The sequence below is a fragment of the Xanthomonas populi genome (assembly GCF_002940065.1).
GTDB lineage: Bacteria > Pseudomonadota > Gammaproteobacteria > Xanthomonadales > Xanthomonadaceae > Xanthomonas > Xanthomonas populi.
Genome location: NZ_MDEJ01000158.1, coordinates 1 through 8,381, shown reverse-complemented (window position 1 = coordinate 8,381; position 8,381 = coordinate 1). Strand labels below are relative to the sequence as shown.

Genomic DNA, 8,381 nt, shown 5'->3' with positions numbered 1-8,381 from the left:
ACACCAGCTTGCAGATGATCCACCTGGCGTTCCTGGCGTTCCTGGCGTTGCTGCTTAGAAGACTTTGAACAGGCTCTTAGAGCGGCTAACAAAACTACTGCGCAGCCGCCAGGCGGGCGCGGCCGGTGCTCGGAATCCTCATGTACCACTCGTACACTCCGGTTCTGAGCGCGCCGTCCGCACCCGCCTGACGACTGCTCGCTACGTTTTGTTAGCCGCTCTTACTCCGGGTCTGCAGGGCGTTGCGCTAACCGCATCGCAAGCACCGGGCACATGGCCTGTATCAAGGCGCGGCTGCGCGCATGCAGATCGATCAACGGAACGTTCAATTCCTGCGCGACCTTACGCGTGGCATCGGCCAACGGCGCCAGATCATCCATCCATTGACCACGCTCGAATTGCCGCCGCGTCAATGGTGTAACCAACACCGGAAGCGCTCCGGCGGTACGCGCTTCGGCCACATAGCGGCGCAGATTTGCTGGAAATTCGGTGGCCAATTCGGTGGAGCGCCCCGGCTTGCCCGGTTGATCGTCATGGCCGAACTGGATCGGCACGTCGACCTGTCGATCGCGGCCACCGCTGGCCCGGCCAGCAGCGAGGCCGCCACTAACACTGGCGGCAGGCACCGGCGCGCAGCACCTGAAAACGCAGCAAAAACGCGCGTTTGGCTTGTCTGTTCCATCTACCCCAGGGTTGCTTGGTTGCTGCGGCCAACTTTGCCGCACTGCACATTGCAAATGACACCGGTTTACCATATACAGCACGCCGTGCCAGTGTCCATTGGCAGTGCAACAAAACACCTAGCAGGCAGACACCCTTGAGCAACGACGCCGCCACCCCGCCATCGTCCATATCCATGCTGTCGCAGATCGCCCAGCGCTTTGTGGAGGCACGCCGTGCAGGGGCATCGCTGCCCGACTTTCCCGGGCAGATCCCCGAGGATCTGGTCACTGCCTACCACGTGCAGGACATCGCTATCAGCCAGTGGGACGACCAGGTGGTCGGCTGGAAGGTGGGCTACATCGCCGCCGAGCGCCGCGACGGATCAGGCGACGACCGTCTGCTGGGGCCGATCTTCTCGCGCAAGCTCTTGAATGCCACCGGTGGAACAACGCAGTTCCCGATCTACCAAGGCGGCTTCGGCGCAGTAGAGGCCGAATACGTGCTGCGCCTGGAAGCGGACGCTCCCGCCGAGCAGACCCACATCAGCCCGGATGAGGCGGCGCAGCTGCCGGCCACGTTGTTCATCGGCGTGGAGATCGCCAGCAGCCCGTTGGCGACCATCAACAAGCTGGGCCCGCGCGTGGTGATTTCCGACTTCGGCAACAATAACGGCTTGATTTTAGGCCCGGAAGTGACCGATTGGCTGGCGCGCGCCGAGTCCTCGCTGACCGCCGACACGCTGATCGACGACCAGGTCGTCGGCACCGGAGGGGCTAGCACGCTGCCGGGCGGATTACGCGCCGCCTACGCATTTGCGCTCAGTCGTTCGGCGCAGCGCGGGCGTCCGCTCAAGCGCGGTGATCTCATTGCCACGGGCAATGCCACCGGTATCCATGACATCGAAGTGGGACAGCGTGCGCTGATTCGTTCCGCCGGCATCGGCGACATTTCCTGTACGGCTGTGTCCGCCACACGAGCGGACACAGTGACCAGATGCCTGGGAGGGCGCCAATGATCACACGCAGACATTTCCTCGGTGCCGGCCTCGGTGCCGCCGCGGCCAGCCCCTGGTTGGGCGCCGGTGCCACCACGCCGATCCCCGGCGGGCAGTTGTTGACCGCCACCGACGTGCACATCGGCGACTACCCCACCGTGGAGGCGGTGCGGTGGTTCGGCAAGCAGCTCGAAGCGCGCACCAACGGCCGGCTCAAGTTGCGCCAGTACCACTCCGGCCAGTTGGGCCGCGAGTCGGAGGCGATCGACATGGCGCGCTTCGGTGCCATTGATATCACCCGGGTGTATTCGGGCGCGTTGAACAACGCCTTTCCGTTGACTCAGGCGTTGTGACTGCCCTACGTGTTCGACTCGGTGCCGCATCTGCGCCGCGCCATCGACGGGCATGTGGGCTACAGCGTGCTGCGTAGCTTCGAGCAGCGCGATCTGGTGGGCTTGGCGATCTACGATTCGGGCGCACGTTGCTTCTACAACACCAAGCATCCGCTGCACCGCCCGGACGATCTCAAGGGCCTGAAATTGCGCGTGGCCTCGTCGGACATCTTCCTCAAGCTGATGCGCATGCTGGGCGCCAATGCCACCCCGATGTCGCTGGGCGAGACATTTTCGGCGATGGAAACGCACATGATCGACGGTGCGGAAAACAACATGCGCAGCTTCCAGTCCAGCCGGCATTTCGAAGCCGCCCATTACTGGTCGCAGAGCGAGCATTCTTACGCGCCGGACATCCTGGTGATGTCGCGCAAGAGTTTCGAATCATTGAGCCCGGCCGACCGCGCCCTGGTGGTGGAACTGGCACGCGCCTCGGTGCCGGTGATGCGCAACCTGTGGGATACCTCGGAAGTGATCGCGCGTAAACAGGTGATCGACGACGGCGTCAAGATCAATCAGGTCGACATGCCGGCGTTCCGCACCGCCTCCGCCCCGCTGCTGGCCGAATGCCGCAAGCAGCCGGAGATCGAAGCGTTGTACCGCCGCATCCGCGATTTCGCATAAAGGTAATCCAATGACCGAACCCGAGACTCTCGCCGTCCCGGTCGCGCCGTTGCAGCGCGCGCTTGACCGCGTTTCCGATACTGCCATCGGCGTGGCATCGCTCGCCTTGCTGGGCCTGGTGGTCGTGCAAGGCTGGCAGGTGTTCACCCGCTACGTGCTCAACGACTCGCCTAGCTGGACCGAGCCGGTGACGCTGCTGCTGCTGAGCACCGCGTTGAGCCTGGGCGCCGCCGCCGGTGTGCACACCAACCGCCACTTCGGCTTTTATCTGCTGGGCGAACACGTGCCGCCGCTGGTACGCAACGTGTTCGACCTGATCCGCCCGCTGATGATCATCGCCATTGGCGCGGTGCTGGCGCATTGGAGTGCGGCGTTGCTGCTGGATGTGCTGGACATCAAGATGGCCGGCGCGCAGATGCCGCAGAGCATCAACTACCTGCCGCTGTCGATCGGTGGTGCGTTGATGGTGGTGTTCGCCCTGTACAAGCTGTGGCGTGTGCTGCGCCCGATCCAAGCCGGAGGAGTGCGCTGATGGGCATCGCCATGTTGTTGGGAACCTTCGTGGTGCTGCTGCTGATCGGCGTGCCGGTGGCCTACGCACTGGGCGCGGCCGCACTGGCCACGCTGCTGTATCTGGATCTTCCCACGGTGGTGCTGGTGCAGCAGATTTCCGCCGGTAGCGGCTCGGCGTCGTTGATCGCCATTCCGCTGTTTATCTTCGCCGGCGAGCTGATGTTGCGCGGCGGTATTTCCGAACGCTTGATCGCGTTGGCCTCGTCGCTGGTGGGGCGCGTGCGTGGCGGTCTGGGTCAGGTGAGCGTGTTGTCGTCGCTGTTCTTCGGCGGTGTGTCCGGCTCGGCGATTGCCGATGTCTCGGCAGTTGGCGGCACGATGATTCCGCAGATGATCAAGCGCGGGTACGACCGCGATTACGCGGTCAATGTGAGCATGACCGCCGCGCTGGTGGCGCTGCTGGTGCCGCCGTCGCATAACCTGATTTTGTTTTCCGCAGCAGCGGGCGGCGGTATCTCGATTGCCGATCTGTTTGCGGCCGGCATCGTCCCCGCGCTGTTGATGACCGCGGCGATGATGGTCACCGGCTATGCGGTCGCACGCCATCGCGGGTACGGCACCGAGCCCTTTCCTGGCTGGCGTGCAGTGGCGCTGCGCCTGTTCGGCGCACTGCCGGGCCTGGGTCTGGTGGCGCTGATCTTCATCGGCATTCGCGCCGGAATCTTCACCGCAGTGGAGAGCGCTGCGATTGCAGTGGTGTACGCATTGATCGTCCCCGCGCTGCTGTATCGGCAACTGCGTTGGGCCGAGTTCTTTGCCGCAGTCACGCATGCCGCGCGCACTACCGGCGTGATCCTGTTTGTGATCGCCACGGCGGCGGTGTTCGGCTGGTTGCTTGCGTACTTGCAGGTGCCGGCAGCGGCGGTGAAATTCTTGCAGGCCATTGCCGACAGCAAGAACACGGTGTTGTTGATGATCGTGGTGATGCTGTTGCTGCTGGGCATGTTCATGGACCTGACGCCCAAGATCCTGATCTGCACGCCGATTTTCCTGCCGGTGGTCAAGGCCTATGGCATCGACCCGATCCACTTTGGTCTGGTGATGGTGCTGGCCGGCGGTATCGGCTTGATCACCCCGCCGATCGGCTCGGTGTTGTTCATTGGCACTTCGATCGGACAGATCACCATCGCCCAGAGCATGCGCACCCTTTGGCCATTCTGGTTGGCGGCGTTGTGCGTGCTGCTGATCGTTGCGTTTTTCCCCGAACTGTCGCTGTGGTTGCCGAGGGCATTGCGCGCGTAAGGGCGACCACTTCATCCATTGCGTGTCCGTCGGACGGGTACGGTCGGTGCGAACGAATCGGCATGTACCCCGCGCGATCATGTACTTCCTCGCGCGCCGTGGCGACCAGGGCGAGCGCAGCAACTTCGTGGTCTGGGCCGATGACATCAAAGGCCCGTGGAGCGCGCCGATCGATATTGGCTTGAACAAGTAGAGGGTCGGCAGGGATTCGTGAAAAAAACAGCCAAAAGTGAGCTAACTCGCTGTCAGCACAGAATTTTTCACGAATTCCTGCCGATCCTCAATAGCGTTCAGTGCGGCCCCGCGCTGGACCGCACGATGCCGGGGATTCTTGTCGCATCATCAGGCTTATAGATATATTTCACTGGCGCGTTATTGAATGGTAAACCGCTTGCCGAATTGCCCGTCGTTGCTTCATACACGTTCTTTTTCTCATAAAATATGTATGTATCGCCGGGTAATTCCAGCCGAATTTGGTTGCTGTTATTGGTTTTGTAGAAATAGTTTGATTCGGAAACGACGATGCTGCCGCTACCAACCTGCAAAGCGTTATACTGCTGCTTTCCATAGCTGCGACCATCGACAGCGGTGCGAGTACCACTGGGAATAGTGCTATTGTCGAAGTAGTTGTTGTATAAGTGAACCCAGCCGCGAAGGAGAGGACGCCCCGCCAGATTAGGACCAAACCAGTTGTGGTGCAACGTCACGTGTAGCTTTTTGTCACCATATGCGTATGAGTCGCCCTTGTTGTAACCAACAAGGATTGCTAAACGCTCACTTGCGAGGTCATGATGATTGTTGTCAACCCAATTCCACACCGGGTCCGGGTTCATGTTGACCCAGATGTTGCTGAAGTAAAAATGATTATACGACAGCGTGATGTAATCAGATGACATACTGATTGATGACAGGTCATCGCTCATGTCGTAGAAATCACAGTGGTCGATCCAAGCATTAGATATACGCCGCAATGATACGCCAACGTAGTTGATGCCAATGTTATTGGATGTTCCTTTGACTTGGTCAGGCAAGGCTTGCAAGTCGCCGATATTGCCAAAGAACGAGATGTTTCTGATCACCACGTTTTGAATGTTTACCCCAGTGGGTAGCTTCTCGCCGCTAAATTTCAATTGGATATTCTGCAAGACCGCGCCACCGCCTGCGGCACCCTCGATTGTTATATTGTTCCAATCCGTGCTGGAGAAATTCAGTGTGGTCAGGTTTGGACCACCGTAGATCTTTCCACCGATGATGATATGGTGGTTTTTGGCATTGAATGCCGTCTGCAGCTCTGGGAGCGTTGTAACTGTAATCGCAGTTTCGCTAGATACAGAGGCGGAAGAAAAGCCGCCGGTCCCAGCCTTGGCTATGCCTGCCTGTGCGATAAAAATTGCAAGAAACAGCGAGTTAGTAGAGAAATGCAAATACTGACCTTTGCTGGAGAGCGAAGCACTGAGCTTGCACGCTGTCCGATCAAGTCGGACAGCGTGCAGGTGTTCCAGGAAAAATAACGGCTATCGATCAAGCAAGAAATTATACGTCGCAACGATTTTGCATGCCTAGTTGACGGCCGCTGCCGTCTGATACAGGTTACGGATCGCTGACTTCCACTGCGGACCGAAGGAAGCGTGGGTGAACTGCTTATAGGCAAATGAGGTCATGCCAACCTCAACGTCCTGCACAGGATCCTCGTCCGTCGAAACCCAAGGTGAGCCGCTAACGCCAGAGCGTGCGTCCCATTCCAAGCCCTCAATGGCATAGTCTTTGTTCATCCATGGGTTCGGCTCTGCGGTGCTGGTTACGCTGACAGGCGTGTTCCCATTGGCACCAGGATCAGTGCTGTAGCCTGTTACCCGATATTCGTTGTCGTCATCCTGACCGACAAAGCGAACGCCAGATGCTCCGACAGTATTTGACAGAGTAGCGCCGGAGCGCTTCATTGCCATAGGCGCCTGCACTTGAAAGAACGCCGTATCGTAGTCGACGGCTCGGCCTACGACCCAGTCATTATCGGCCGTGATGGTCGTTGCAGGCCACACACCATAGGGGGCGGTGCCGTTGTAGGCTGGCACGAACACCAAGTCCGACACGAATTCACCTGGTAGGGCAGAGACGCATCGCCCGGAAGTGGCTACGACGTTCCCGGAGTCGGAGACGACCGCGTTGCCAGTGCAACGCTGGTCTATGCCGTTCGCCCGAAAGAAGACCACGCCGAGGTGAGCTGCGGCGGAGAATCCTGGAACCGGCACGGATGGATCGGTCTTCGGCGTCGGCACCGCTCCTTTCACCACCTTCAACCCTGCGCCACGGTTTTCAACACGGACCAATCCCGAATTCTGCAACTCTGGCGGGTCGCCGTCGACCGGGTTGGCATCCACGAACGATGCGGAAACTGCAGCTTGCATCCGTGCGGGCGTCCAGTATGTAGTACTCTGTTCTCGCTGAGCAGTCGGAACGACGTGATGCACGATGGTGCTAGCGGAGAGGTTGATCGACTTGGCGCTTGCGGACACGTCGGTAATCGCAGGGATGATAAGGAACGCGCAGTACGCGCGCAAAATCGTGGTTCGCGGCAAATATGTCATGCGTCTTTAACCTGTATTTGTTCTAGAGCAAACGCTCTTGATTATTAATCAAATTAATTTAATTGAATATCTCGTCTACCAAAGTTGCCTAAATAAGCTACACCCGCTAATGTCCTCAAAAAATATAATAGGAATTAAATATTACCACCAATTTTTACAGGAATTTACAGGGCTAGCGAACTATTGCGCTAAAAGGCGAAGCCTACGGAGCACCAATGAGTCGGCTCAGAATTGAGGTTCGGCAGGGATTCGTGTAAAAAACAGCTAAAAGTGAGCTAACTCGCTGTCAATACAAAATTTTTTATGAATCCCTGCCGACCCTCGACTTGTCTGTCACCGCTCCTATTCGCGCTCCGTTTGCACAAGCAACTGCCCCCCCAGCTCACAATGTGAGCGTTCGGTCGGCGTGCCCATCTCAGAGAGGCGTCAATGAGCGAAATTTTGCTGCGAATCGTTGAGGGAGCTGGTGTCGCGCTCTACCGGCACGACGCAGGGGCAGGGCAGAGCTGTTGCCGTCGCGCAGAGACCTATTCAATTATGAAGGGGGATATGCCTGAGGCTATGGCGGTACTGGACCGCTAAACCTTAACTATGCCATTGTCGGCAGGATCTTCATCGACGATATCAAGGATGTCGGTGAGCTCAGCCGTCGCGCCATGATTATCCTTGAGCAAGTGATAGTTCAGCTCGATGGCGAGATCGAGCACGACATCTCCGTGGCATCAATCAGGCAGCTGTTCTCTGACTGAAAGCGAGGTCCGCGCAGTGCCGGCAGCCTGCCTACCCTCCTATTCGCCTGAACTGTGGCGCGGGGTCATCAGTATTATCCTGGTTGGGATTACGTTACCAGTCAGCAACGTAATCCAGGCTGCAGCACGCAAAACCAGAGCGTGCCTTGCAGGTCGCAGCGAGGAGGCCAGCATCGAGATTACTCAATAGGCTGGCGTAGCCCTGTCGCCTAAAAGGCGCGGATTAGTCCGCGCCTTTTTTGTGCGAGCTTTACTGTTGTAACTGAACTTGCGTTGCCATTCTCAAGAATAGGCGTCGCCCGTGATTAGGTCTATTCGCTCCTCGATGCCGTCTGCTATGGCGTTCCCATCCATGTCTCCGCGGCTGCGCATCGAGTCTATCAGCGTAGCCGCGTTTTCTCTTATAGGAGCCTCTAAAAACCCCAGCAATCTGCCATCATTGACTTGACGCCCTGCCAGCGGAGAACGACAGACATGAACAGCTTGTTTGCTGGTGAAGAACGCGATGCCAAGCGCCAGCAGTTGAATGATCCGCTGGCTTTGCTGTCGCGGCACATCG

General features: G+C 58.5%; 7 protein-coding genes, 1 other RNA gene and 2 pseudogenes. 5 read left to right on the top strand and 5 right to left on the bottom strand.

The window, feature by feature from the left end; all coding sequences use genetic code 11:
• Positions 1-140: 140 nt before the first annotated feature.
• Positions 141-217, top strand: a non-coding RNA gene (locus XpopCFBP1817_RS18105) — sX9 sRNA.
• A gap of 10 nt (positions 218-227) precedes the next feature.
• Here the strand turns inward: XpopCFBP1817_RS18105 and XpopCFBP1817_RS18100 are convergent.
• Positions 228-575, bottom strand: a pseudogene (locus XpopCFBP1817_RS18100) (SGNH/GDSL hydrolase family protein); the annotation flags it as partial.
• A 242-nt stretch (positions 576-817) separates the two neighbouring features.
• Here XpopCFBP1817_RS18100 and XpopCFBP1817_RS18095 point away from each other — a divergent pair.
• The 4 genes and pseudogenes from XpopCFBP1817_RS18095 (at position 818) to XpopCFBP1817_RS18080 (ending at position 4,488) form a co-directional block, all read left to right on the top strand.
• A complete protein-coding gene (locus tag XpopCFBP1817_RS18095) occupies positions 818-1,678 on the top strand; it encodes a 2-keto-4-pentenoate hydratase (RefSeq protein ID WP_128418178.1) in 861 nt (286 codons plus the stop codon).
• A pseudogene (locus XpopCFBP1817_RS18090) lies at positions 1,675-2,673 on the top strand (TRAP transporter substrate-binding protein). Before XpopCFBP1817_RS18095 ends, XpopCFBP1817_RS18090 begins: the two are co-directional and overlap by 4 nt.
• 10 nt (positions 2,674-2,683) lie before the next feature.
• On the top strand, positions 2,684-3,205 hold the full coding sequence (locus XpopCFBP1817_RS18085) for a TRAP transporter small permease (protein ID WP_167393975.1): 522 nt from the start codon (positions 2,684-2,686) through the stop codon (positions 3,203-3,205).
• Entirely contained in the window at positions 3,205-4,488 is a 1,284-nt protein-coding gene (locus tag XpopCFBP1817_RS18080) for a TRAP transporter large permease (protein ID WP_128418177.1), read from the top strand. Before XpopCFBP1817_RS18085 ends, XpopCFBP1817_RS18080 begins: the two co-directional genes overlap by 1 nt.
• A 290-nt stretch (positions 4,489-4,778) precedes the next feature.
• Here the strand turns inward: XpopCFBP1817_RS18080 and XpopCFBP1817_RS18070 are convergent, their stop codons facing one another.
• The 4 genes from XpopCFBP1817_RS18070 to XpopCFBP1817_RS21675 all read right to left on the bottom strand — a co-directional run.
• Entirely contained in the window at positions 4,779-5,912 is a 1,134-nt protein-coding gene (locus tag XpopCFBP1817_RS18070; RefSeq protein WP_128418176.1) for a pectate lyase family protein, read from the bottom strand.
• A gap of 135 nt (positions 5,913-6,047) precedes the next feature.
• A complete protein-coding gene (locus XpopCFBP1817_RS18065) occupies positions 6,048-7,073 on the bottom strand; it encodes a hypothetical protein (protein ID WP_208619659.1) in 1,026 nt (341 codons plus the stop codon).
• 578 nt (positions 7,074-7,651) lie between these two features.
• Positions 7,652-7,780, bottom strand: a complete 129-nt coding sequence (locus XpopCFBP1817_RS23635; RefSeq protein WP_279627134.1) for a hypothetical protein — start codon at positions 7,778-7,780, stop codon at positions 7,652-7,654.
• A gap of 324 nt (positions 7,781-8,104) precedes the next feature.
• Positions 8,105-8,381 (bottom strand): hypothetical protein (locus XpopCFBP1817_RS21675; RefSeq protein ID WP_158251322.1); only part of this gene is annotated, 277 nt, incomplete at its 5' end.

Excerpts from the sequence above, each read along its gene's own strand:
- XpopCFBP1817_RS18085 (WP_167393975.1), top strand. The coding sequence starts at position 2,684 with ATGACCGAACCCGAGACTCTCGCCGTCCCGGTCGCGCCGTTGCAGCGC.
- XpopCFBP1817_RS18080 (WP_128418177.1), top strand. The coding sequence starts at position 3,205 with ATGGGCATCGCCATGTTGTTGGGAACCTTCGTGGTGCTGCTGCTGATC.
- XpopCFBP1817_RS18065 (WP_208619659.1), bottom strand. The coding sequence starts at position 7,073 with ATGACATATTTGCCGCGAACCACGATTTTGCGCGCGTACTGCGCGTTC.